We start from the raw sequence: 21,528 nt of genomic DNA on the forward strand, positions 1-21,528 counted from the left end.
CGAAGGAAACGAGTGAGGGGAACGGGCGGGCGCTACGCGCCGTCCCACTCCTCGGCGAGCAGGCCGTACTCGACGCGGTCGACGCGCTCGCCGTCGACGGAAGCGCCGGCGGCGCTTCCGTCTGCTCGTTGCGTCTCTGACGCAACGGTGCCGACGAAGTAGTACCCGCGGCGGCGCCCCTCCTCGACGAAGCCGAGCCGGTCGAGCAGCGCCGCCGACCGGTCGTTGGTCGCCAGTCGCCCGGCGTTCAACCGGTCGAGCCGCCGCTCGTCGACGGCGTACTCGACCAGCAGCGCGAGGGCCTCCGTCGCGTACCCCTCGCCCTCCGCGTCGGGTGCGAGCCACGCGCCGACCTCGGCACGGCCCGACGCCGCCTCGATGTCGAACAGGGCGCAGAAGCCCAGCCGGTCGGGATCGTTCCCGTCGGCGTTCGCGCCGTCGCCGCAGATCAGGAGGGAGACCGCCCCGTCGCTCTCGACGTACTCCTCGCGGATCGACTCGCGGTTCTGTGGGTGGACGCGCGGCATGGACCGACGGACCGCGGGGTCGTTGTGGTTGCGCTGGAGGAACGCCAGATCCTCGTCCCCGGGCGGTCTGAGCGCGACGCGGTCGCCGCGCAGGAAGGCCGAACCGGGCATCAGGTACCACCCCCGGCGAGGGACTCGGGCCGCTCCCACTCGCTCTCGACGACCCCGTAGAGGTCGGCGTCGACGTACTCGCCGTCGACGTAGAAGTCGTCACGACGGCGGCCCTCGGGTTCGAATCCCAGTTTCTCCAGCACCGCACGCGAGCCGTCGTTGAACGCCAGCACGCGGGCGTTGACCTTGTGGAGTCGGCGCTCTGTGAAACAGTAGTCGACCAGCAGTTCGGCGGCGGCGGTCGCGTAGCCGTTACCCTGGTGGTCGGGGGCGATCCAGTAGCCGATCTCGACGCTCCCGCGCTGCGGTTCGAGGTCGAACAGGAACGCCTCGCCGACGCGGTCGCGGTCGGCGCGGACGAGGAAGATCTCCTTGTCCTCGGCATCGGTGAACTCCTCGACGTACCCGGCGACGTCGTCGTCGCCGAGGGCCGTCGCCGACCCGAAGCCGGCTCTGATCCCGGGACAGTTCAGGTTTCGCTTGAGGAACTCCAGGTCCTCGTCCTCAACCGGACAGAGCGCGACGCGGTCGCCGCGCAGGAAGGCGGGGGCGGGCATACCCGCGGACTCGCGCGGTCGGGGCGAAAGCGTTTGGGTGGCGTGGGACCGCGTGGCGAAGCCGCTCAGAAGAAGTCGAGCAGCCCCAGCGAGACGGCGTAGTGGTAGGCGACGGCGAGCCACGCCTCGAAGACGACGGTGCCGGCCGCCGAGAGGAGGGCGAACTCGCGGGTGTCGATCTCGGCGACGCCGGCCGGGACCGTCAACATCCCCCGGGTGAACAGGAGGGCGTTGCTGACGGGGACCGCCCACTTGCCCCAGCGGTCGAACCAGCGGTCGAAGCGGTCGAGTTTCGACTCGTCGATGCGGAACCAGGGTTTCCGCAACAGCCACTCGCGGCCGCCCCGCTTGGCGAGCTGGAACAGCGCGACCTGTCCGAGCGTCGCGCCGACGGTGGCGACGGCGAAGATGAGCGCGACCGTCCCCCACTCGTAGCCCGAGGGGCCGGTCGCGAGAAACTCGATGGCGCCCGGCACGAGCGCCTCGCTGGGCGCGAAGTACAGCAGCATCGCGCCCTCCAGCACGAAGATGGGCAGCAGCGCGGGCAGGCCGTAGGTGTCGATGATCCGCTGGGCGAACTGCTCGTCGCCGACGACGAACAGGACGGCGCCGGCGACCGCCAGCAGGAAGAAGACGCCGGCGACGACGATCAACCCGTAGTCCTCGGCGAACCCGCGCAGCCGGGACCGCCGGGCCGAGTCCAGTGATGCCATTCACCCGAGCGGTCGGAGCGTGTCGTCCAAATGTCTTCCGCTCGGGGCCGGGACCCGCGGGCGCCCGCCCCCGGACCGGCGACGGGCCGCGCGCGGTCAGTCGTCCCGGTCGGCGTACCAGGGGACGGTCCGCTCGATCCCCGCCGTGAACTCGGTGTCGGGCGTCCAGTCGAGCAGCGCCCGCGCCCGGCCCGCGTCGACGACCTGCGCCTGGATCCCGTTCGACGACCCGTCGTACGACTCGGGGACCAGATCCGTGCGTCCCATCACCGAGCAGACCGTCGCGACGACCTCGCTGACCGACCGGCCCACGCCCGTCCCGAAGTTGAACGCCTCGCCGCGCACGTCCGGACGGGTCGCCCGGGACGCGAGGTGGAGGTACGCCTCGACGGCGTCGTCGACGAACAGGTAGTCCCGGACCGGCGTGCCGTCCGAGCGGATGTCCGGCACCTCGCCCCGACCGACGCGGCTGATCACGTGCGGGACGACCCGCGAGTAGTTCCGGTCGCCCGGTCCGTAGATGTTGCTACAGCGCGCGACCGCGACCGGGAGGTCGTACTCGCTCGCGACGCCCAGCGCCAGGTCGCCGGCCGCCGCCTTCGTCCCCCCGTAGAGGCTCGCTGGCGTCAGCCGGTCGGACTCCCCGTATGGGAGCCGCTCGGCGGGACCGTACGCCTTGTCGCTGGAGGCGACGACGGTGACCGGCGGGTCGCCGAGCCGCCGCGCCGCGTCCAGCACGTTCCACGTCCCGGTCACGTTGGTCTCGACGGCCCGCCGCGGGCGGGCGGTGTTGTCCGAGACGATGGACTCGGCCGCCAGGTGGAACACGGTGTCGACCGGCTCGCCCGCGAGGACCTCGCGAACCGACTCGCTCTCGCAGATGTCGACCCGTTCGAACCTGCGGTCGTCGCCGCCGGTCCACCAGTCGCCGTCCCCGCGTTCGTCCGGGGAACGGACGTCGATCCCGACCACCGTCGCCCCCGCTTCGACGAGCGTCCGCGAGAGCGCCCCGCCGACGAACCCCGTCGCCCCGGTCACCACCGCGGTCTCACCGTCGACCTCGCTACGCATTCGCCTGTGGCTCCCAGGGGTACTCCTCGCGCGACTCGACCAGCGCCTCGAGTTGCTCGTATTTCTTGTAGGTGTCGATCCCCCTGAAGAAGCCGCCGTGTTCGTACACGGACAGCTCGCCGTCGGCGATGAGTCTCGGGAGCAGGTCCCGCTCGAACCCGTCGTCGGCGTCGAGGTACTCCGCGGCCGCCCGCTCGAAGAGCATGAATCCCGCGTTGATCGGCGTCGAGAGGGCGGGCTTCTCCTCGAACTCGACCGCGGCCTCGCCCTCCGCGTGGACGTGCCCGTACGGCGACTGGACCGTCGTGCTCGTGACCGTCGCCAGCCGCCCGCCGCGCTCGTGAGTCTCGACGAGACTCGCGATGTCGACGTTCGCCACGTTGTCGCCGTAGGTGACGAAGAACCTGTCCGCACCGGTGTGGCGGACGGCGTCCGCGACCCGCTCGGCCTTCGACGCCGACGCGCCGCTGTCGACGCACTCGATGCGCACGTCGCCGTCGAAGGGCCGCCCGTCGCGGTAGTGGCGCCGGATCTGGTCGCCCTTGTACCCGATACAGAAGACGAACGAGTCGTGTCCGTACCGCCTGAAGATGTTGACGATGTGTGTCAGGATCGGCTCGCCGTCGACCTCGACCAGCGGCTTCGGCTTGTCCTTCGTCAGCGTCCGGAGCCGACGACCCTTCCCGCCGCAGAGAACGACGACCGGAGGCGTGTCGGTCATAACTGCAACGTATCTGTTTACGCAACATAAATCTATTGACCGTTGACCATTTCAGATGTGGGAACAGCCCGACGTGTCCTCGTGGAGGTCGGTCGCGGAGCCGGTAGCATGCTACGCGGCGTCCCGCCCGCGGTCGATGCCGGGCCACCGGAACCGGACGGCTGCGGCGCCGACCCGTCGACGCCGGCCGACCGCGTCCCCGGGCAACCTCGCACGACCGCTCGCGCGCCGGGACCGAACGCCGGTCTGACCCGTCAGTTCGCCGTCGAGAGATGTCCGTCGAGACGGGCTTTCAACGGCGTTTTCGGCCGTGTTACGGCGGGAAATGCGGGTTCAGAACAGAACGTTTTTAAAATGCGAGGAGGACCTTAATATAGTATGCCCGAGGACCTGAACTGGGCCATCGGCGGTGAAGCCGGTGACGGGATCGACTCTACCGGGAAGATCTTCGCTCAGGCACTCTCGCGTGCCGGCCGTCACGTCTTCACCTCGAAGGACTTCGCGTCGCGGATCCGGGGCGGGTACACCGCCTACAAGGTCCGGACGTCCGTCGACCGCGTCGAGAGCGTCGTCGACAGGCTCGACATCCTGATCGCGCTCACCGAGCGCACCATCGACGAGAACATGGACGAACTGCACGAGGGCAGCGTCATCATCTACGACGGCGAGCGCTCCACGATGGAGGACGTGGAGGTGCCCGAGGGGATGGTCGGCCTGTCGGTCCCGCTCCAGCGGCTCGCCGAGGACGCCGGCGGCGCCATCATGGCGAACGTCGTCGCCCTGGGCGCCGCCTGCGAGGTGGCGAACTTCCCCATCGAGAACCTCGACGAGTCCCTGGAGAAGCGCTTCGGCGACAAGGGCGAGGCCATCGTCGAGAACAACAAGGAGGCCGCCCGCCTGGGCCAGCAGCACGTCGCCGAGGAGTACGACCACGACTTCGACTACGACATCGAGACCACCGACAACGACTACGTGCTGCTCAACGGCGACGAGGCCATCGGCATGGGCGCCATCGCCGCCGGCTGTCGCTTCTACTCTGGCTATCCCATCACGCCCGCGACTGACGTGATGGAGTATCTGACCGGCCGCATCGAGCAGTACGGCGGCAAGGTCGTCCAGGCCGAGGACGAACTCTCGGCCATCAACATGGCGCTGGGCGCCGCCCGCGCCGGCGCACGCGCGATGACGGCCACCTCGGGCCCCGGCATCGACCTGATGACCGAGACGTTCGGCCTGGTCGCCACGACCGAGACGCCGCTGGTCATCTGCGACGTGATGCGCTCCGGCCCCTCGACCGGGATGCCGACCAAGCAGGAGCAGGGCGACCTGAACATGACGCTGTACGGCGGCCACGGCGAGATCCCGCGGTTCGTCGTCGCGCCCACGTCGGTCTCGGAGTGTTTCTGGAAGACCGTCGAGGCGTTCAACTACGCCGAGAAGTACCAGACGCCCGTCTTCCTGGTCTCGGACCTGGCGCTGGCGGTCACCGAGCAGACGTTCCCGCCCGAGGCCTTCGACATGGACGAGGTCGAGATCGAGCGCGGGAAGGTCGTCGACGAGGACGAGGTCGACTCCTGGCTCGACGAGCGGGACCGCTTCCAGGCGCACTTCCCGACCGCCGACGGGGTCAGCCCCCGCGCGTTCCCGGGCACGACCGACGCCGCCCACATGACCACCGGCCTCGAACACGACGAGCTCGGCCGCCGGACCGAGGAGGAGGAGGTCCGCATCGAACAGGTCGACAAGCGCCAGCGGAAGGTCGAGACCGCCGAGGAGGAGGAAGAGTGGGACTACCGCGAGTTCGGCGACCCCGACGCGGACACGCTCGTCGTCTCCTGGGGGTCCAACGAGGGCGCCATGCGCGAGGCGCTGGACTTCCTCGACGACCGCGGCCACGACATCCGGTTCATCTCGGTCCCCTACATCTTCCCGCGGCCCGACCTCACCGAGGAGATCGAAGCGGCCGACGACGTGATCGTCGTCGAGTGTAATGCGACCGGGCAGTTCGCCGACGTGATCGAGCACGACGTGCTCGAGCGCGTCCAGCGGGTCAACAAGTACAACGGCGTCCGCTTCAAGGCGGACGAACTCGCGACCGAGATCGAGAACACGCTCACTGGTGCCGACGCCGGCACACAGGAGGTGGAGGCAGAATGAGCTCAGACGTTCGATTCACGGACTTCAAATCCGACAAGCAACCGACCTGGTGTCCCGGCTGCGGCGACTTCGGGACGATGAACGGCATGATGAAAGCGCTCGCCGAGACGGGCAACGACCCCGACAACACGTTCGTGGTCGCCGGCATCGGGTGTTCCGGGAAGATCGGCACCTACATGCACAGCTACGCGCTGCACGGCGTCCACGGCCGCGCCCTGCCCGTCGGCATCGGCGTCAAGCTCGCCAACCCCGACCTGGAAGTGATGGTCGCGGGCGGCGACGGCGACGGCTACTCCATCGGCGCCGGCCACTTCGTCCACGCCGTCCGGCGCAACGTCGACATGAGCTACGTCGTCATGGACAACCGCATCTACGGCCTCACCAAGGGCCAGGCCTCGCCGACCAGCCGCCAGGACTTCGAGACCTCGACGACCCCCGAGGGCCCGCAGATGCCCCCGGTCAACCCGCTCGCCCTGGCGCTGGCCTCGGGCGCCACCTTCATCGCCCAGTCCTTTTCCTCGGACTCCCAGCGCCACACCGAGATCGTCCGGGAGGCCATCGAGCACGACGGGTTCGGCTTCGTCAACGTCTACTCGCCGTGCGTGACGTTCAACGACGTCGACACCTACGACTACTTCCGCGACTCCATCGTCGACCTCGACGAGGAGGACCACGACCCGACCGACCGCTCCGACGCCAAGGAGAAGATCCTCGAGGGCGACAAGGAGTACATGGGCGTCATCTACCAGGACGACAACTCCGTCCCGTGGGAACAGCGCGAGGGGATCGAGGGGAACATGGCCGACATCCCCGACGGCGCACCCGACGACGCGATGGACCTCGTCCGCGAGTTCTACTGAACCCCGCCGCTCGCGGTTCGACCGGACGCTGACCCCGACGAGTTTTCGCAGAATCCTCGACCCGGCCGCCAACGTCGTCACCGCGGACCGCCGCTCCCGAGAGCGGAGGGCTGATAATCGAGAGCGACCACGGGCAGGTATGGACATCTCACGTCGACCCCGGCGGCTCCGGAGCGACGGCGTCCGCCCGCTCGTGCGGGAGACCGACCTCTCGGCGTCGGACCTGATCGCGCCCGTGTTCGTCGACGCGACGGCCGACGAGCGCCGCCCGATCGAGTCGATGCCCGGACACGCGCGCGTGCCCGTCGACCGAGCGGCCGAGCGCGTCCGCGAGGTGCGCGAGACGGGCGTCGAGGCCGTCATCGTCTTCGGGATCCCCGAGTCGAAGGACGCCGAGGGATCGCGGGCGTGGGCCGACGACGGCGTCGTCCAGCGCGCCGTCCGGCGGATCACCGAGGAGACCGACGCGTACGTGATCACCGACGTGTGCCTCTGCGAGTACACCGACCACGGCCACTGCGGGATAATCGAGGACGACGCCCGCGAGGACCCGCACATGACCGTCGACAACGACCGCACCCTGGACCTGCTGGCCGAGACCGCCGCCTCCCACGCCGAGGCCGGGGCGGACATGGTCGCACCGTCCAGCATGACAGACGGAATGGTCGGGGCGATCCGGGCGGAACTGGACGAGCGGGGCTTCGAGTCGCTGCCGGTCATGAGCTACGCGGCGAAGTACGAGTCGGCGTTCTACGGCCCGTTCCGCGACGCGGCCGACGGCGCGCCCGCCTTCGGCGACCGCCGCCACTACCAGATGGACCCCGCCAACCGCCGCGAGGCGGCCCGCGAGGTCGCGCTGGACGTCGAGGAGGGCGCCGACGTGCTGATGGTCAAGCCGGCGCTCCCCTACCTGGACGTGGTCGCGGACGTGCGCGAACAGTTCGACCACCCCGTCGCCGCCTACAACGTCTCCGGGGAGTACGCGATGCTCCACGCCGCCGCCGAGAAGGGGTGGCTCGACCTGGAGGCGGTCGCCCACGAGTCGCTGCTGTCGATCAAGCGAGCGGGCGCCGACCTGATCCTCACCTACTTCGCCGAGGACGTGGCCGAGCGACTGTAGGCGACCGCCGCTCGGTGCGGCGCGGTCCGAGAGCGTCGCTCGCCGCGCCGCGGGGGCGGCGTCCCGCACCCGCGGGCCACCCACGCCACCCGCCGCGCGCAAGCGGATCGGCCCGGACGCGGCCCGGATCGGGCCGATCCCGGTCGACGAACGTCAAATAATTCCTGCCGGATCGTCCACCGATCTGGACGAACGACAACCTTATATCGATAATATCCTGGTGTACTTCTGACGCGCGTCTCGTTATGCGCCTATAATTGTGATTTTTTCAAGCACACCCTTATGTAGTAGGATTCCATGAGGCTGAACCGAGATGTACACTACGAACGTAGCGGTAACGGGTGGAAAGGTAGACGAACACCAAGGGGCTTCGCGTCGTCCTGGAACGGGGGTGTCGGCCTGATGTCGGCGCTGTTGGCGCCGGCGGCGGACGCGCTCCTGCAGCTGGACCCGGGGGCGGTCGCCGACGGGGTGAACAACGTCTGGATCCTCGTGGTCTGTTTCCTGATCTTCTTCATGCAGCCGGGCTTCGCGCTGCTGGAGAGCGGCCAGGTCCGCGCGAAGAACGTCGGGAACGTCCTGATGAAGAACATGACCGACTGGGTGCTGGGCGTGCTCGTGTTCTTCGCCCTCGGCTCGGGGGTCAGCTCGCTCGTCGGGCAGCTGACCTCCGGGTCGGCGCTGGACATCGGCGCCGCCTTCGGGTACATCAACGACCCGACCGCCTACATCGGGTGGTTCTTCGGCGCGGTGTTCGCGATGACCGCCGCGACCATCGTCTCCGGCGCGGTCGCCGAGCGGATGAACTTCTCGGCGTACGTCTTCGTCGCCGCGGCGATGACGGCGGTCATCTACCCGGTCGTGACCGGGATGACCTGGGCCGGGGGCCTGCTGTCGGCCAGCGGCTTCCTCGGTGAAGCGATCGGCGTCGGCTACCTCGACTTCGCCGGCGCGACGGTCGTCCACATGGTCGGCGGCGTCGCCGGCCTCGTGGGCGCGAAGATGGTCGGCGCGCGGGCCGGCCGCTACGATTCGAGCGGGAACAGCCAGCCCATCCCCGGTCACTCGATGCTACTGGCCGTGCTCGGGACGATGTTCCTCGCGTTCGGCTGGTACGGCTTCAACGTCGGGACCCAGGCGACCGTCCTCTCGGCCAGCGACTCCGGCGTCACCTTCATGGGCGGCGCGCTGGGCCAGGTCGTCCTGAACACGACGCTGGGCATGGGCGCCGGCGGCGTCGCGGCCATGGTCGTCTCCTCGACGTGGCAGGGCAAGCCCGACCCGCTGTGGGCGGCCAACGGCCTCCTGGCGGGGCTCGTCGCGGTCACCGGCGCGGTCCCCCACGTCACGTGGTGGGGCGGCGTCATCCTCGGCGGCCTCGCGGGCGCGCTGGTCCTGCCGACCTACCGCTGGGTCGTCGACTCGCTGAAGGTCGACGACGTCTGCGGCGTCTTCGCGGTCCACGGCAGCGCGGGCGCCATCGGGACCGCCCTCATCCCGGTCTTCGGCGTGACGAGCTCGGGCGGCTACACGTTCCTCGGCGTCGACCAGCTCATCATGCAGGTCGCCGGCGTCCTCGTCATCGGGGCCTGGACGGTCGCCGCGACCGCGGTCACGTTCAAGGTCGCCGACGCCCTCTTCGGCCTCCGCGTCTCCGAGGAGGAGGAGGAGGCCGGCCTCGACGAGAGCGAACACGGCGTCTCCGTCTACCCCGAGTTCACCGCCGGCGGCAGCCGCGACAGCCCGGCCGTGAGCGCGGACGGTGGTTCGGAGGTCCGCACGGACGGCGGCGCCCAGGGAGGTGTCTCCGATGAGTGACGAGATCAAGATGGTCGTCGCGGTCGTCCGCCCGGACAAGCTCGGTGACGTGAAACAGGCGCTCGCGGAGGCGGGCGCCCCGTCGCTCACCGTCACGAACGTCTCCGGCCGCGGATCCCAGCCCGCCAAGACCGGCCAGTGGCGCGGCGAGGAGTACGTCGTCGACCTCCACCAGAAGGTCAAGGTCGAGTGCGTCGTCTCCGAGATCCCCGCCCAGGACGTGGTCGACGCCATCGCCGACGCCGCCCAGACGGGCGAGCCCGGCGACGGCAAGATCTTCGTCCTCCCCGTCGAGGACGCCGTCCAGGTCCGGACGGGCGACTCGGGCCCCGAGGCCGTCTAGCATTCGATGTCGGCAGACCTGGACGACACCGACCGGCGGATCATCGACGCCCTGCTCGACAACGGCCGCGCCAGCGCCAGCGAACTCGCCGAGCGGGCCGAGATCGCCACCGCCACCGCCACCAAGCGGCTCCAGCGCCTCGAGGAGGACGGTATCATCGACGGCTACCAGCCCGAGGTCGACTACGAGGCCTTCGGCTACGACGTCACGGCGGTCTTCCGGCTGGACGTCGACGGCGCCGGTCTGGAGACGGTCGTCGCCGACCTGCGCGACGCCGGCGACATGATCGGCGTCTACGAGGTCACCGGGAGCGACGACGTGGTCGCCGTCGGCAAGTTCGAGAACACCGAAGCCCTGAACGCCCGGATCAAGTCGGTGCTCACCCACCCGGAGGTCCGCTCCGCCCGGACGAGCATCGTCCTCGACACCGTCTGCGAGTACGACCGCCTCCCCGTCGAGGCCGGCGAGTAGCGGCCACCCCCGCGGCCGGCGAGCGCCCGCCGACCGACCTCCATCGACGCTCGCCCGCCGACCGATCGCTACCGACGCCCGATCACTTTCTCCCCAGTTCCGTTTCCGATCGTCACGTCGAGCGCGCGAGAGCGTCTACCCCCCGGACCGGCCGTTTTTGCCGGTGTTTCCGGTTGACGACCGTCCAGATTAGACGCGCGTCAACCTGCCGTTTCTGGACGGAATACAACCTTAAATGGATAATATTCTACCATAATTTTGACGAGCGTCTACGGAATCCCTGAAAGTTTCGTCATTGTAAAGCCAACCCTTATACAGTGTGATTCCGCACGGTTCTCCCGTACTCTCCGAAACATTCGGAGACCAAAAACGCGCTCGGCTGAACGATCCGGAACCAGTCGGGCACCACACCGAAACACCACACATGCTCGAACTCACCGCGCTGCAGACCGAGACCCAGACGCTGATAGACGCGATAAACACCACCTGGATACTGGTCGTAACCTTCCTCATCTTCTTCATGCACGCCGGCTTCGCCATGCTGGAGGCGGGGCAGGTACGCTCGAAGAACGTCTCGAACCAGCTGACGAAGAACCTCCTCACCTGGAGTATCGGCGTGAGCGTGTTCTTCCTGATCGGCGCCGGGGTCGACAGCCTCGTCGGCGGGGGCGGCTTCTCGCCGGCGTTCGGCTACGAGGCGCCGGCCGACTGGATCACCTGGCTCTACGGCGCCGTCTTCGCGATGACGGCGGCGACCATCGTCTCCGGGGCCGTGGCCGGCCGCGCGAAGCTGCGCGCCTACGTGGCCTACACGTTCCTGCTGGCGGCGGTCATCTACCCGGTCGTCTCCGGGATGGCCTGGTACGACGCCGGCCTGCTCGGCGCCGACGGGCTGGTCGGCTCGACGTTCGGCGTCGCCTTCGACGACTTCGCCGGCGGGACGGTCGTCCACGCGATGGGCGGGGTCGCCGGGCTCACCGCCGCCTGGGTGCTCGGTCCCCGCATCGGCCGGTTCAACGACGACGGCTCGGCCAACGTCATCCCCGGTCACTCGATGACCTTCGCCGTGCTGGGCACGCTGATGCTCGCCTTCGGCTGGTACGGCTTCAACGTCGGCACCTCCGCTATCTTCAACCCCGACAACGCGTTCATCAGCGACCAGCTGGGCCGCGTCGCGATGACGACCACGCTCGCGATGGCATCGGGCGCGATGGCCGCCGGCGGCGTCGCGTGGGCCAAGACCGGCAAGGTCGACACGCTCTACGTCGCCAACGGCCTGCTCGCGGGCCTCGTCGGCATCACCGCGATCCCCCACGCCGCGACGTGGTGGGGCGCGTTCCTCGTCGGCGGCGTCGCCGGCGCGCAGCTACCCGTCGTCTTCAGCTTCGTCGAGAAGCGGCTCAACATCGACGACGTGTGCGCCGTCTTCCCGGTCCACGGGTCGGCCGGCGTCATCGGGACGCTCATGCTCCCGGTCGTCGTCGCGCCGAGCTACCTCGGGGGAACCAGCCGCGTCGACATGTTCCTCGCGCAGCTGACCGGCGTCGTCGTCATCGTCGCCTGGACGGTCGTCACGACCGGCCTCATCTGGGGCGCGCTCCGGGCGCTCGGGCAGGCCCGCGTCAGCCGCGAACACGAGCAGGAGGGCCTCGACGTGAGCGAACACGGCGTCGAGACCTACCCCGAGTTCGGCGACGAGGGCGCGGCGGTCGCGGACGGCGGCACCGTTCGCACCGACGGCGGCGTTCTCGGTGAGAACGACGTTCCCGCCGAACGTAGCACGGACGAACGGAGTGACTGACAGATGCACGACGACACCAACACCGACGGTATCGACACGGACGACCACGCGGACACGAACACGGACTCAACGATGACCGACAACGAAATCCGAACGGACGGCGGCGAAGAGGTACCGAACGACGGAGAGATCAAGATGGTGGTCGCGGTCGTGCGGCCCGACAAGCTGGGCGACGTGAAGCAGGCGCTGGCGGAGATCGGCGCCCCGTCGCTGACGGTGACGAACGTCTCCGGCCGGGGCTCCCAGCCGGCGAAGAAGGGCCAGTGGCGCGGCGAGGAGTACGTCGTCGACCTCCACCAGAAGGTCAAAATCGAGTGCGTCGTCGCGGACATCCCCGCCGACGACGTGGTCGACGCCATCGTCGAGGGGGCCAACACCGGCGAGAAGGGCGACGGCAAGGTGTTCGTCCTCCCCGTCGAGAGCGCGACCCAGATCCGCACGGGCAAGACCGGCCGGGACGCGGTCTAACGGGTCCGAGGCGGAAGCCATGGTCGACATCGACGAGACGGACCGGCGGCTGCTCGACGCGCTGCTGACCGACGGCCGCGCGAGCGCGAACGAACTCGCCGAGCGGGCCGGGATCGCCACCGCGACGGCGACCAAGCGCGTCCAGGCGCTGGAGGACGCGGGCGTCGTCGACGGCTACCGCCCGGAGGTCGACTACGCCGCCGTCGGGTTCGAGGTGACGGCCGTGTTCAACCTCGACGTGGCCGGCGACGGGATCGAGGCGGTCGTCGCCGACCTGGCCGGCGCGCGGAACATGGTCGGCGTCTACGAGGTCACCGGGAGCCAGGACGTGGTCGCCGTCGGCAAGTTCACCGACACGGCCGCGATGAACGCCCGGATCAAGGAGCTGCTCGTCCGCGAGGAGGTCGAATCGGTCACGACGAACGTCGTGCTGGACGTCGTCGCGGAGAACGACCCGATCCCCCTCGCCGGCGACTGAGCGACCGGGAGCCGTCCGAGGCGACGCCGCGTTTCGAGACGACGCGTCGCGCTTTCGAGCCGGCCGCGGGGTCCGGGCGACCGCGTCGCCGCCGGCGACGCTCGCGCGAGCGGTGAAGTGTAAGGTCTTAGTATTTGGGGCTGGGAGTACGCTGTACTATGAACGTCGCAGACGTAATGACGCCCCGCGAGGACCTCGTCACGGTCGAGTTGCCCGGCACCCGCGACGACGTCCTCGAGTACCTCCAGGAGCGGGTGTTCTCGTCGGTCCCCGTGGTCAAGGAAGGCGACGACGGCGAGCAGTTCCGCGGCCTCGTCTCCCGCGACGCCCTGATCGACCAGCCCGACGAGGACCAGCTCGCCATGCTCGTCGAGGAGGTCCCCACGACCAGCGCCGACGCCACCCTGACGGAGCTGGCCGAGCTCATGCTCGCCGAGGGCGCCCGGCGGGTCCCCGTCGTCGACGGCCGGCTGGAGGGGATCGTCACGATCACCGACGTGGTCCGCGCCATCGCCACCGGCGACGTGGACGGCGACGTGACCGTCGAGGAGCTCGCCCAGTCGGAGGTCAACTGCGTCTACGAGGGGGCGCCCCTGCCCGTCGCCGAGCGGGAGCTGTCCCACGCCGAGGCGCCCTACGGCGTCGCCCTGGACGACGCCGGCGAGACCAGCGGGATGATCACCGAGGTCGACATCATCGACGTGGCCCGCGTCGTCGAGGGCGAGGAGGAGACCGGCGACAGCCTCGCCGCCGACGACGACGACTGGAAGTGGGAGAGCGTCAAGGCCGTCGGTTCCCGGTATATGCCCACCCGCAACGTCGAGATCCCCGCCGGCCCCGTCTCGGAGTTCATGACGGCGGATCTCGTCACCATCAGCGGCCGCCGCAGCGCCCAGGACGCCGCCCAGCTGATGATCGAACACGACATCGAGCAGATCCCGCTGGTCTCCGGCGACGACCTGACCGGCGTCGTACGGGACATGGACCTGCTGGAGGCGCTCCGATGAGCGAGGGCGAGCAGCGGAGTGGCGCGGACGGTGCGGGCGACGACCGGAGCGGCGATCTGACCGAACTCGCCAAGCGCCGCGGGTTCTTCCTCCAGAGCGCCGGCGCCTACGGCGGCGTCTCCGGCTTCTACACCTTCGGCCCCAACGGCGCCGCCCTCAAGGACAACGTCGAGGACTCCTGGCGCGACCGGTTTACGGTGCGGGAAGGCAACATGGAGATCGACGCCCCCACCGTGATGCCCGAGCCCGTCTTCGAGGCGTCGGGCCACCTCGACGGCTTCGACGACATGCTCGTCGAGTGTCCCGAGTGCGGGGAGTCCCACCGCGCCGACCACGTCGTCGAGGACAACACCGACTACGAGGAGGCCGAGGGCCTCGGCCCGGAACGCGTCGGCGAGATCATCGCCGAGTACGAACTCGTCTGTCCGACCTGCGGGACGGGGCTAGCCGGCCAGGCCATCGAGGACTTCAACCTCATGTTCGAGACGACGATCGGACCGGGCTCCTCGTCGCCGGGTTACCTGCGGCCCGAGACCGCCCAGGGCATCTTCGTCGAGTTCCCCCAGCTGAAGGAGTACGCCCGCAACCAGCTGCCCTTCGGCGTCACCCAGATCGGCCGCGCCTACCGCAACGAGATCAGCCCCCGGAAGTCCCTGCTCCGGGTCCGGGAGTTCACCCAGGCCGAACTCGAACTGTTCGTCGACCCCGAGCGCGACGAGGGCCCGGACCTGGAATCGGTCGAGGACGTTGTCGCCCCCTTCTACGGGATCGACCAGCAGGAGGCCGACGACGGCGACCCCCTCGAAATCACCGTCGGCGAGGCCCACGAGCGCGGGCTGGTCGCCGACCCGTGGATCGCCTACTACCTGGGCGTCGCCGCCGAGTGGTACGACTCCATCGGCGTCGACATGGACCGGTTCCGCTTCCGCCAGCACCTCTCCGGCGAGCGGGCCCACTACGCCGCGGACTGCTGGGACGCCGAGGGCGAGGTCGACGGCGACTGGATCGAGCTCGCCGGCTTCGCCTACCGCTCGGACTACGACCTGTCGAAACACGACGAGTACTCCGACGACGACTTCACGGTCTTCCGGCAGTACGACGAGCCGGTCACCGTCGAGCGGCCGACCGTCGACCCGGACATGAGCTACCTCGGCCCCGAGTTCGGCGGCGCCGCCGGCGACGTGGCCGACGCGCTGGCTGACCTCGCGGAGTCCGACCCCGACGCCTTCCGCGAGGCCGAGGCGGACGCGGACGGCGAGGGCACGGTCACCGTCGAGGTCGACGGCGAGCGCCACGACGTGCCCGTCAGTCAGACCGGCTTCGCCGTCGAGGAGGTCACCGAGTCGGGCGAGCACTTCCTGCCCCACGTCGTCGAGCCGTCGCTGGGTATCGACCGCGCGCTGTACACGGTGCTGGACCACTGCTACCGCGAGGACGAGGTCGACGGCGAGGAGCGGACCTTCCTCGAACTCCCCGCGGAGGTGGCGCCCACCACGGTCGGCGTCTTCCCGCTGATGGACCGCGACGGCCTGGGCGAGCGCGCCCGCGAGGTCGCCGCGGACCTGCGCGAGCGGGGCCTCTCCGTGACGTACGACGACTCGGGCGCCATCGGCCGGCGCTACCGCCGCCAGGACGAGGTCGGCACCCCCTTCTGCGTCACCGTCGACTACGCGACTATCGGCGAGGCCCGCGACGACGACGAGGGCGAGCCCGGCACCGTCACCGTCCGCGAACGGGACACCACCGCCCAGCGGCGGATCCCGATCGAGGACCTGGCCGACACGCTCGAAGCGCTGCGGGACGGCGACCTCACGTTCGCGGACCTGTAACTCCAGCCGCGGCGCCCGCCGCGGACCGACACCCATGCGCGACGAGATACTCCGGCGGCTGGTCCACGCGAGCGGGACAGCCGTGCCGCTCGCGTACCTGTTCGTCCCGGCCGTCGAGTGGGTCCACGTCCAGGGGTTGCTCGTCGCCGGCCTGGCCGTCGCCGCGGTCCTGGAGGTCGTCCGGCTGGTCGTCGGGCTGGACTGGTGGGTCTACGAGAAGCTCACCCGCGAGTACGAGCAGGACAACCTCGCGGGCTACTTCCTCGCCGTGTTCAGCATGGCGGCGGTGGCACTCGCGTTCGAGCCGACCATCGCGGTCCCCGCCATCCTGATGCTGACCGTCGCCGACCCCGTCTCCGGCCTGCTTGGCTCGGGCGAGTTGCGGGCCGCCAAGGACGTGACCGTCCTGCTGACGACCTTCGCCGTGGCGACGCTGCTGGCGGTCCCCTTCGTCCCGGCGACCGCAGCGGTCGCCGGTGGCGTCGCCGCGACCGTCGCCGACGGGATCAAGCCCGTGGTCCGCGGCTACGTCATCGACGACAACCTCACCATCCCCGTCGCCGGCGCCGCCGCGATGTTCCTCGCCGTCGAGTTCCTGCCCTCGACCCCGGTCTGAGCCGGGACCGTCGCCCCCGTCCACTCACTCCGAGTCACTCAGGAGAGCGCCGACTCGGAACGTCTCTGCGAACCGCGCGCCGCGGGCGGAGTGCTCGGGGACGACGAGCGTCTCGCCGCCCTGTGCGGCGACGGCCGCCTCGATCTCCTCGCGGCGCTCCCGGTCGACCGTCGCGGCGACCAGCGCCGTCTCGACGGTCCCGTCGTCGACCGCCCGGGCGAGGTCGGCGTCGCCGTAGACGACCCCCTCGCCCTCGCCCAGGCGCTCGAAGAACGCCGCGAGCGTCTCGCGGAGCCGTCGCGTCGCCGGGTTAAGGAAGTCGGCGGCCGCCGCGTCGAGCAGTTCCCGCAGGCCCGGTTCGGACGCGTGTTCGACGGTGAAGGTGCCGACGAGACGGTCGGTCAGGCGGTCGTCCAGATAGCCGCCGTCGACCAACGCCGTCGCGGCGTCCATCGGGCCGCCGACGGCGAGGCGGGCCACGGGGTCGTCGCCGAGGAACGCCTCGTCGGCCGCCGCGGCGACCTCGCGGAAGAACTCGCGGGTCTGCCGCTCGCGCTCGCGCTCGAAGCGGTCTGGGTCGCCCGTTCCCGCGCGGGCCGATCCCGTGATCCCGCCGTCGACCGTGGCGACGGGTTCGACCCCGCCGTCCACGACGCGGCCGAGGGCGGCATCCCCCCGTTCGACGACGAGCAGGCCGTACTCCTCGCCGCCGGCCGGTTCGCCGTCGTTCGAGTGGCCGCTGTTCGGTTCGCTGTCCGTGCTGTCGTGACGCGTGTCGTCTGTCATCTGTGGTGATGGTGGGTGTCGGTCGGCGGGCGGTACCCGTGGCCCGCGAGGGCCGACCATCACCGTCTTCAAAGAGCGAGCGTGCCGCTCGCGACCGGCGCGGACGCGGCGCGGGCGGGATCGGAGCGGCGCATACCCGAGTAGGCGAACGGATGACACAAAGCCGTTCGGGTGGCGTGGGTGGCCGTGACACGGACGAGCGACGGTCGCCGGAGGTGGCGCCCGCACGGCTTGCCACGGCAGGCCCGCAGTTCATCGGGTGTGCCCGGCAAGTGCGGGGTATGCTCGACGACCCGGACTGGCAGGACTACCTCGGGACGGTCGTCCGCGACCGCGGGAAGCCGATCGGGACCGTCGTCGACTTCGACGCCGACCGCGGGGAGTTCTACCTCGAACCCTCGCCCGAGATCGACGAGAACACCTGGGACGGCCTGGGCTGGGGCGACCACGCGGACTACGACGTGAACTGGGAGGACGTGGACTACGACCGCTGGCGGGCGGGCGACAGCGACCTCCCCGTCGACTACGACGAGTGGCCCTGTACCCTCCCGAACGCCCGGCTCGAAGACAGCGGGGACGGCGAGGAACTGCGGCTGGTCAGCGCGACGTGAATCGGGACCTGAGACGGCGAAGGCCCCCGTTTCAGTTCCGCCGCGGTACCTGAAGCCTTATCGGGTGGCGGGGCCAACCACGGACAAATGGCGACGACCGACGAGGCCGAGGGGGTGTCGGGGCCGCTCCTCACCGACGGGTTCCTCGAGGACCGGACCTACCAGCGGCGGCTGGCCGACGCCGCCCTGGAGACCCACACCCTGGTCTGTCTCCCCACCGGCCTCGGCAAGACGACGGTGAGCCTGCTGGTCACCGCCGAGCGGCTGGCCGGCGACGCCGTCAACAAGTCCCTGCTGCTCGCGCCGACCAAGCCGCTGGTCACCCAGCACGCGGAGTTCTACCGCGAGGCCCTGGAGGTGCCCGACGACGAGATCGTCGTCTACACCGGCGACACCCGCCCGGACGACCGCGCGGACCTGTGGTCGGGCGCCCGGATCGTCGTCGCGACCCCCGAGGTCGTCGAGAACGACCTCGTCGGGAACCGGGTCGACCTGACCGACGTGGTCCACTGCACCTTCGACGAGTGCCACCGCGCGACCGGCGACTACGCCTACAACTACATCGCCGAGCGCTACCACGACGAGGCCCGCGACCCGCTGGCGACCGGCATGAGCGCCTCCCCCGGCGACGACGAGGAGGCCATCCTCGAGGTCTGCGGGAACCTGGGGCTCGCCCAGGTCGAGGTGATGACCGAGGACGACGCCGACGTGGCGGCCTACACCCACGAGACCACCGTCGACTGGGAGCGGGTGGAGCTCCCGGAGACGGTGATCGAGATCCGCGACGCGATCAACGACGTCATCCAGGACCGTCTCTCGAAGCTGCGCGAGTTGGGGGTCACGAATACCAACAAGCCCGACGTGTCCGAGCGTGAGATCCAGCAGATCCAGGGCAAGCTCCGGGAGCTGATGGACAACGACCAGTCGGAGGGCTACGAGGGGATGAGCCTGCTGGCGGAGGTGCGCAAGCTCAGGACCGCCGTCACGTACGCCGAGACACAGAGCGTCGAGAGCCTCCGGCGGTACTTCGAGCGGCAGAAGCAGGCCGCCCGCTCGTCGGGGGCCTCGAAGGCCGACCAGCGGATGGTCTCCGAGCCCAAGGTTCGGGAGGCGATCCGGCGGGCCGAGGAGTACGACGACCTGCACCCGAAGTTCAGGCGGACGCGGATGCTCATCGCCCAGACGCTCGGGATCGAGGACGGCGAGCGCGTGATCGTCTTCACCGAGTCCCGGGACACCGCCGAGACGCTGACGGACTTCCTCGACGAGCACTTCCAGACCCGGAAGTTCGTCGGCCAGTCCGACACCGAGGGCAGCGACGGGATGACCCAGACCGAACAGCAGGAGACCTTAGACGAGTTCCGCGCCGGCGAGTTCGAGGTGCTCGTGTCGACCTCCGTCGCCGAGGAGGGCCTGGACGTGCCGGAGGTCGACCTGGTGCTGTTCTACGAGCCCGTGCCGACCGCCATCCGCGCGATCCAGCGGAAGGGACGGACGGGCCGACAGACAGAGGGCGCGGTGTCGGTGCTGCTCGCGGAGGACACCCGCGACGAGGCGTACTTCTGGAAGGCGCGCAACGACCAGAAGCGCATGGAGGAGGAGCTGCGCTCGCTGAAGTCGATGGCCGGCGAGATCGAGAGCGAGCTCACCCAGACCGGGATGGACGAGTTCGAGAGCGTCGGCGGAGGGGACGGTGCTGATGTCGCGGACGACGCTCCACACGAAACGGAGGGCGAAGCGGCAACCGACGACGGGGACGACGCAGCCGAATCCGACAGCGCCGCAGACGAAACGGAGGGATCTGATACCGAACGCGGGGAAGCCGCAACCACGTCGCAGGCATCCGCCGACGGCGGTGACGAGGCCGACGGTAGGGACGACGCCGACGGGAGCGACGAGTCCGGGGGCGATGACGACATCGACGGCGACGACGGTCAGGCGGGACTCGACGCGTTCGCGGGCGGAGCGGACTCGGACGAGCGGGGCGACGAGTCCGCCGACCGCGACGAACCGGACGGGGAAGTGGCGACCGCGAGCGCCGACGACGAGAGCGTCGAGGTCGTCGTCGACCAGCGGGAACTCGACGCGTCGATCGCCAAGGACCTCTCGCGCCAGGAGGGGGTCGAGACGCGACTGGAGACACTGGCAGTCGGCGACTACGTGCTCTCGGACCGGGTGGTCGTCGAGCGCAAGACGGTCGCGGACTTCCTCGACACCCTGACCGGGGGCGACGAGCGCTCGCTGTTCGAGCAGCTCACCGACGCCGCCCGGTACTACGCCCGGCCCGTCGTCGTCATCGAGGGCGAGGACCTCTACGGCGAGCGCAACGTCCACCCCAACGCCATCCACGGGGCGCTGGCCTCCATCGCGGTGGACTTCGGCGCGAGCGTCCTCCGGACGACCGACGAGGGGGAGACCAGGGACCTGCTGGCGGCTATCGCGGCCCGCGAGCAGGAGGAGGAAGACAGGACCGTCAGCGTCCACGGCGAGAAGAGCTCGAAGACGCTGGCCGAACAGCAGGAGTACGTGGTCGCCAGTGTGGCGGAGGTCGGGCCGGTCACCGCCGAGTCCCTCCTATCCGAGTTCGGCAGCGTCGAGGCCGTGATGACCGCCGACGCCGAAGAACTCACGGCGGCCGACGGCGTCGGCGAGGTCACCGCCGAACGTATCCGCGAAGTGGTGGGAAGCGACTACGACGGCTAGCTCGGGCGGTCGACCGCCGGACCCGACTGCGGTATCCCGGTCCGAACACCCCCCCGTTTCGGGTCGAGATTCCGAGCAATCCGAACAACGATTACCCCCGGGTCCGAAGCCGACGACAGCAGGGGGTCACAGATGAGCGACGGTATGCAATGGATCGTCAGGTTCGAGTTGCCGAACGGGGGGCCAGGGCCGGAGACGGTCGCGAGCGAGGACCTCGCGGCCGAGTTCGACGCCGTGGTCGTGCTCCTGTTGCGAGACCACTACTGTCAGGTATCCCGCGAGCGCGCCACGGCCTACAGCGAGGCGTTCGAGGAGTTCGCCGCCGAGGACGTGGCCGTCGTCGGGGCGCTCCCGGACGCCGCCGAGCGGGCCGGCTACTGGCGGCGGCGCTACGAGTTGACCTATCCCGTCCTCGCCGACTCCGCGGAGGGACCGGCGGCCGCCGACGCCGACACGGGGGCGGCGACCGCGATGACCGACGGGACGCCGCGGTTCGACGCCTTCTCCGATATCGAGGTGGGCGTCGACACGCTCCCGGGGATCGGCGTCCTCGACGCGCGCTCGAAGTTCCCGCGGCTCGTCCACACCGAGGGCGGCGAGACCCTCCAGGAGTGTCCGGGCCCGGAGGAGGCGCTCGACGCCGCCCGCGACGCGCTCGGAACGTAGGGGCAGAGATCCGCGGGAGGGGGGAACCCGCGGTGGAGCGGTTCTTCGGACGGTCGTTCGTGGTGGGGGAATTCTTCGCGGTGTGACGGCGCGT

21 protein-coding genes are annotated in these 21,528 nt (G+C 69.8%); 15 read left to right on the top strand and 6 right to left on the bottom strand.

Features of this window, described 5'->3' with window-relative positions; all coding sequences use genetic code 11:
* Window positions 1-32: 32 nt before the first annotated feature.
* The 5 genes from ACMGFI_RS06770 to ACMGFI_RS06790 form a co-directional block, all read right to left on the bottom strand.
* On the bottom strand, window positions 33-638 hold the full coding sequence (locus ACMGFI_RS06770) for a GNAT family N-acetyltransferase (RefSeq protein ID WP_436908360.1): 606 nt from the start codon (window positions 636-638) through the stop codon (window positions 33-35).
* Window positions 638-1,195: a GNAT family N-acetyltransferase gene (locus tag ACMGFI_RS06775; protein ID WP_436908361.1), complete on the bottom strand. Its 558-nt coding sequence runs from the start codon at window positions 1,193-1,195 to the stop codon at window positions 638-640. Before ACMGFI_RS06775 ends, ACMGFI_RS06770 begins: the two co-directional genes overlap by 1 nt.
* Before the next feature lie 65 nt (window positions 1,196-1,260).
* Complete coding sequence (locus ACMGFI_RS06780; RefSeq protein ID WP_436908362.1) at window positions 1,261-1,908, bottom strand: DedA family protein; 648 nt, start codon at window positions 1,906-1,908, stop codon at window positions 1,261-1,263.
* A gap of 96 nt (window positions 1,909-2,004) precedes the next feature.
* Complete coding sequence (locus ACMGFI_RS06785) at window positions 2,005-2,979, bottom strand: NAD-dependent epimerase/dehydratase family protein (RefSeq protein WP_436908364.1); 975 nt, start codon at window positions 2,977-2,979, stop codon at window positions 2,005-2,007.
* A complete protein-coding gene (locus ACMGFI_RS06790; protein ID WP_436908365.1) occupies window positions 2,972-3,700 on the bottom strand; it encodes a nucleotidyltransferase family protein in 729 nt (242 codons plus the stop codon). Before ACMGFI_RS06790 ends, ACMGFI_RS06785 begins: the two co-directional genes overlap by 8 nt.
* A 378-nt stretch (window positions 3,701-4,078) precedes the next feature.
* Here ACMGFI_RS06790 and ACMGFI_RS06795 point away from each other — a divergent pair, with 378 nt between their 5' ends.
* From ACMGFI_RS06795 to ACMGFI_RS06850, 12 genes are all read left to right on the top strand, one after another.
* Window positions 4,079-5,857, top strand: coding sequence for a 2-oxoacid:acceptor oxidoreductase subunit alpha (locus ACMGFI_RS06795; protein ID WP_436908366.1), 1,779 nt, complete (start codon window positions 4,079-4,081; stop codon window positions 5,855-5,857).
* A complete protein-coding gene (locus ACMGFI_RS06800; protein WP_436908367.1) occupies window positions 5,854-6,717 on the top strand; it encodes a 2-oxoacid:ferredoxin oxidoreductase subunit beta in 864 nt (287 codons plus the stop codon). Before ACMGFI_RS06795 ends, ACMGFI_RS06800 begins: the two co-directional genes overlap by 4 nt.
* A gap of 139 nt (window positions 6,718-6,856) precedes the next feature.
* Window positions 6,857-7,837, top strand: a complete 981-nt coding sequence (hemB, locus tag ACMGFI_RS06805) for a porphobilinogen synthase (RefSeq protein WP_436908368.1) — start codon at window positions 6,857-6,859, stop codon at window positions 7,835-7,837.
* Between the two features lie 402 nt (window positions 7,838-8,239).
* Window positions 8,240-9,655, top strand: coding sequence for an ammonium transporter (locus tag ACMGFI_RS06810; RefSeq protein ID WP_436908370.1), 1,416 nt, complete (start codon window positions 8,240-8,242; stop codon window positions 9,653-9,655).
* Entirely contained in the window at window positions 9,648-9,998 is a 351-nt protein-coding gene (gene glnK1, locus ACMGFI_RS06815; RefSeq protein ID WP_436908371.1) for a nitrogen regulatory protein GlnK1, read from the top strand. The genes ACMGFI_RS06810 and glnK1 overlap by 8 nt, the downstream gene beginning before the upstream one ends.
* A 6-nt stretch (window positions 9,999-10,004) precedes the next feature.
* The gene (locus tag ACMGFI_RS06820) at window positions 10,005-10,469 is read left to right on the top strand and encodes a winged helix-turn-helix transcriptional regulator (RefSeq protein ID WP_436908373.1); all 465 of its coding nucleotides are present in this window, start codon (window positions 10,005-10,007) and stop codon (window positions 10,467-10,469) included.
* Window positions 10,470-10,893: 424 nt separating this feature from the next.
* Window positions 10,894-12,270 (top strand): ammonium transporter, encoded by a 1,377-nt coding sequence (locus ACMGFI_RS06825; protein WP_436908375.1) that lies wholly within the window; start codon window positions 10,894-10,896, stop codon window positions 12,268-12,270.
* Window positions 12,271-12,273: 3 nt separating this feature from the next.
* Window positions 12,274-12,738, top strand: coding sequence for a P-II family nitrogen regulator (locus ACMGFI_RS06830; protein ID WP_436908376.1), 465 nt, complete (start codon window positions 12,274-12,276; stop codon window positions 12,736-12,738).
* Window positions 12,739-12,757: 19 nt separating this feature from the next.
* Window positions 12,758-13,216: a winged helix-turn-helix transcriptional regulator gene (locus ACMGFI_RS06835; protein ID WP_436908378.1), complete on the top strand. Its 459-nt coding sequence runs from the start codon at window positions 12,758-12,760 to the stop codon at window positions 13,214-13,216.
* Window positions 13,217-13,374: 158 nt separating this feature from the next.
* The gene (locus ACMGFI_RS06840; protein ID WP_436908380.1) at window positions 13,375-14,223 is read left to right on the top strand and encodes a CBS domain-containing protein; all 849 of its coding nucleotides are present in this window, start codon (window positions 13,375-13,377) and stop codon (window positions 14,221-14,223) included.
* Entirely contained in the window at window positions 14,220-16,052 is a 1,833-nt protein-coding gene (glyS, locus tag ACMGFI_RS06845; protein ID WP_436908381.1) for a glycine--tRNA ligase, read from the top strand. Before ACMGFI_RS06840 ends, glyS begins: the two co-directional genes overlap by 4 nt.
* A 34-nt stretch (window positions 16,053-16,086) precedes the next feature.
* Window positions 16,087-16,668: a dolichol kinase gene (locus tag ACMGFI_RS06850; protein ID WP_436908383.1), complete on the top strand. Its 582-nt coding sequence runs from the start codon at window positions 16,087-16,089 to the stop codon at window positions 16,666-16,668.
* 24 nt (window positions 16,669-16,692) lie between these two features.
* On the opposite strand, the gene ACMGFI_RS06855 is transcribed toward ACMGFI_RS06850, so the two are convergent.
* Window positions 16,693-17,454 carry a baeRF10 domain-containing protein gene (locus tag ACMGFI_RS06855; protein WP_436908384.1) on the bottom strand — a complete coding sequence of 254 codons (762 nt, stop codon included), beginning with the start codon at window positions 17,452-17,454 and terminating at the stop codon, window positions 16,693-16,695.
* A 281-nt stretch (window positions 17,455-17,735) separates the two neighbouring features.
* Here ACMGFI_RS06855 and ACMGFI_RS06860 point away from each other — a divergent pair, with 281 nt between their 5' ends.
* The 3 genes from ACMGFI_RS06860 (at window position 17,736) to ACMGFI_RS06870 (ending at window position 21,434) form a co-directional block, all read left to right on the top strand.
* A complete protein-coding gene (locus ACMGFI_RS06860; RefSeq protein WP_436908386.1) occupies window positions 17,736-18,065 on the top strand; it encodes a DUF8593 domain-containing protein in 330 nt (109 codons plus the stop codon).
* 87 nt (window positions 18,066-18,152) lie between these two features.
* On the top strand, window positions 18,153-20,768 hold the full coding sequence (locus ACMGFI_RS06865) for a DEAD/DEAH box helicase (protein ID WP_436908387.1): 2,616 nt from the start codon (window positions 18,153-18,155) through the stop codon (window positions 20,766-20,768).
* 132 nt (window positions 20,769-20,900) lie between these two features.
* The gene (locus ACMGFI_RS06870) at window positions 20,901-21,434 is read left to right on the top strand and encodes a redoxin domain-containing protein (protein WP_436908388.1); all 534 of its coding nucleotides are present in this window, start codon (window positions 20,901-20,903) and stop codon (window positions 21,432-21,434) included.
* The last annotated feature ends 94 nt before the right edge of the window (window positions 21,435-21,528 follow it).

The sequence above is a fragment of the Halosimplex marinum genome (assembly GCF_051414075.1).
Taxonomy (GTDB): Archaea; Halobacteriota; Halobacteria; order Halobacteriales; family Haloarculaceae; genus Halosimplex; species Halosimplex marinum.

Excerpts from the sequence above, each read along its gene's own strand:
- ACMGFI_RS06825 (WP_436908375.1), top strand. The coding sequence starts at position 10,894 with ATGCTCGAACTCACCGCGCTGCAGACCGAGACCCAGACGCTGATAGAC.
- ACMGFI_RS06855 (WP_436908384.1), bottom strand. The coding sequence starts at position 17,454 with ATGACAGACGACACGCGTCACGACAGCACGGACAGCGAACCGAACAGC.
- ACMGFI_RS06820 (WP_436908373.1), top strand. The coding sequence starts at position 10,005 with ATGTCGGCAGACCTGGACGACACCGACCGGCGGATCATCGACGCCCTG.
- ACMGFI_RS06835 (WP_436908378.1), top strand. The coding sequence starts at position 12,758 with ATGGTCGACATCGACGAGACGGACCGGCGGCTGCTCGACGCGCTGCTG.
- glyS (WP_436908381.1), top strand. The coding sequence starts at position 14,220 with ATGAGCGAGGGCGAGCAGCGGAGTGGCGCGGACGGTGCGGGCGACGAC.
- ACMGFI_RS06840 (WP_436908380.1), top strand. The coding sequence starts at position 13,375 with ATGAACGTCGCAGACGTAATGACGCCCCGCGAGGACCTCGTCACGGTC.
- ACMGFI_RS06870 (WP_436908388.1), top strand. The coding sequence starts at position 20,901 with ATGAGCGACGGTATGCAATGGATCGTCAGGTTCGAGTTGCCGAACGGG.
- ACMGFI_RS06770 (WP_436908360.1), bottom strand. The coding sequence starts at position 638 with ATGCCCGGTTCGGCCTTCCTGCGCGGCGACCGCGTCGCGCTCAGACCG.
- ACMGFI_RS06785 (WP_436908364.1), bottom strand. The coding sequence starts at position 2,979 with ATGCGTAGCGAGGTCGACGGTGAGACCGCGGTGGTGACCGGGGCGACG.
- ACMGFI_RS06790 (WP_436908365.1), bottom strand. The coding sequence starts at position 3,700 with ATGACCGACACGCCTCCGGTCGTCGTTCTCTGCGGCGGGAAGGGTCGT.
- ACMGFI_RS06800 (WP_436908367.1), top strand. The coding sequence starts at position 5,854 with ATGAGCTCAGACGTTCGATTCACGGACTTCAAATCCGACAAGCAACCG.
- ACMGFI_RS06780 (WP_436908362.1), bottom strand. The coding sequence starts at position 1,908 with ATGGCATCACTGGACTCGGCCCGGCGGTCCCGGCTGCGCGGGTTCGCC.
- ACMGFI_RS06795 (WP_436908366.1), top strand. The coding sequence starts at position 4,079 with ATGCCCGAGGACCTGAACTGGGCCATCGGCGGTGAAGCCGGTGACGGG.
- ACMGFI_RS06810 (WP_436908370.1), top strand. The coding sequence starts at position 8,240 with ATGTCGGCGCTGTTGGCGCCGGCGGCGGACGCGCTCCTGCAGCTGGAC.
- glnK1 (WP_436908371.1), top strand. The coding sequence starts at position 9,648 with ATGAGTGACGAGATCAAGATGGTCGTCGCGGTCGTCCGCCCGGACAAG.
- ACMGFI_RS06830 (WP_436908376.1), top strand. The coding sequence starts at position 12,274 with ATGCACGACGACACCAACACCGACGGTATCGACACGGACGACCACGCG.
- ACMGFI_RS06865 (WP_436908387.1), top strand. The coding sequence starts at position 18,153 with ATGGCGACGACCGACGAGGCCGAGGGGGTGTCGGGGCCGCTCCTCACC.
- ACMGFI_RS06850 (WP_436908383.1), top strand. The coding sequence starts at position 16,087 with ATGCGCGACGAGATACTCCGGCGGCTGGTCCACGCGAGCGGGACAGCC.
- hemB (WP_436908368.1), top strand. The coding sequence starts at position 6,857 with ATGGACATCTCACGTCGACCCCGGCGGCTCCGGAGCGACGGCGTCCGC.
- ACMGFI_RS06775 (WP_436908361.1), bottom strand. The coding sequence starts at position 1,195 with ATGCCCGCCCCCGCCTTCCTGCGCGGCGACCGCGTCGCGCTCTGTCCG.
- ACMGFI_RS06860 (WP_436908386.1), top strand. The coding sequence starts at position 17,736 with ATGCTCGACGACCCGGACTGGCAGGACTACCTCGGGACGGTCGTCCGC.